The following is a 1,242-nucleotide window of genomic DNA, read 5'->3' on the forward strand; positions in this document are numbered from 1 at the left end:
CTTAATGAACCCCGTTTGTCCAGACATTTAAGCAACATTTGAAGTTATAGATTGACGAAACTCTTTAGGGGATAAATATCCCAAAGCAGAATGTGGTCTCTCATCATTGTAGAATTTTATATATTGATCAATATTGTTTTTGGCTTCAAAGAAGGAAGAATATTCTTGGAGCCAAACCGTTTCTTCTTTCAGGGTACGAAACCAGCGCTCAATATAAGCGTCTGCGTCAGGATTGTTGTATCCCGTTCTCTCTTGCTTAATCCCTGCATCTTTCAGTGCTTTCATATAGCGGCGACTCGTCATTTGACACCCATTGTCACTCCGAATTGTGAGACCTTTGCCTTGTGTACCAAAGGGAAATCGGTTGTTTAGAGCCTGATCAACAGCAAAAAGAAGCTCATCAGTGCGACAGAATCGTGAGAATTTGTATCCGACAATCTCCTTGTCATATGCATCAATAACCGCAAAGAGATAGCCCCAGCCATCCTGACCACACCAGATTTTTGTCATGTCCACTTGAAAATGCTCATTGGATCGTGAGATAGGGATCTTTCCGATTTTCTTTTTCCGTTTGGCCTGGTAATGTGCTGGTTTGCTTAGCAAACCAAGCTCTTTCATGATCCGGTACACTCTTTTATGATTCACATTGATGCCATATTTTTTCTTTAACCAGATACGAATCCGCCGATATCCATTGGTTGGGAACATTCCACAAAGCTCTTGAATCTTTTGACGAAGCGTTGCTTCGTCATTCTGTACACGCTTTTTTGGCGCTTTCTCTTTTATTAGCTCGTATCCATAGGTGCGGTTCATACGAAGGGCCTTCGTAATTTGTGGGATCGAATACCCTTCTTCCACTAAGGTTTGAACGAGCTTTCGAGTGCTTACCTTCGACCCCAGTTCGTCTTTTTTCGGAGAATCTCTATCTGCATGGCTTGTTCACCAATCAGAGCCTTTGCTTCTTTTAACTCTTTTTCCAGTTCGCCTTCTCTATTAGATGGACCACTAGACAAGGCTGATAGTCCACCTTGAATAAAAGACTCTCTCCACTTGTAATATTGCGGTTGTAATATTCCGTATTCTCTGCATACAGCAGAGATATTTGCTCCTGGTGCCATTCCAGCTAACACTATCTCCATTTTTTGTTCAGCTGTCCATTTTCTCCTTCCCATTGAAAACGACCCCTTTCTTCTTCCTTCATTATAACTTAAACTTTGTCTGGAAGATTATGGGGTCATTATA

Annotated in this window: 2 protein-coding genes; both read right to left on the minus strand. The window is 41.5% G+C overall.

What is annotated here, in order from left to right:
• Positions 1-27 precede the first annotated feature (27 nt).
• Entirely contained in the window at positions 28-858 is an 831-nt protein-coding gene (locus tag BMZ78_RS18400) for an IS3 family transposase (protein WP_093231815.1), read from the minus strand.
• Between the two features lie 26 nt (positions 859-884).
• On the minus strand, positions 885-1,172 hold the full coding sequence (locus tag BMZ78_RS18405) for a transposase (protein WP_093229260.1): 288 nt from the start codon (positions 1,170-1,172) through the stop codon (positions 885-887).
• Positions 1,173-1,242: the final 70 nt, after the last annotated feature.

Origin of the sequence: Thermoflavimicrobium dichotomicum (assembly GCF_900114055.1) — a bacterium.
In the GTDB taxonomy this organism is placed as follows: Bacteria; Bacillota; Bacilli; order Thermoactinomycetales; family Thermoactinomycetaceae; genus Thermoflavimicrobium; species Thermoflavimicrobium dichotomicum.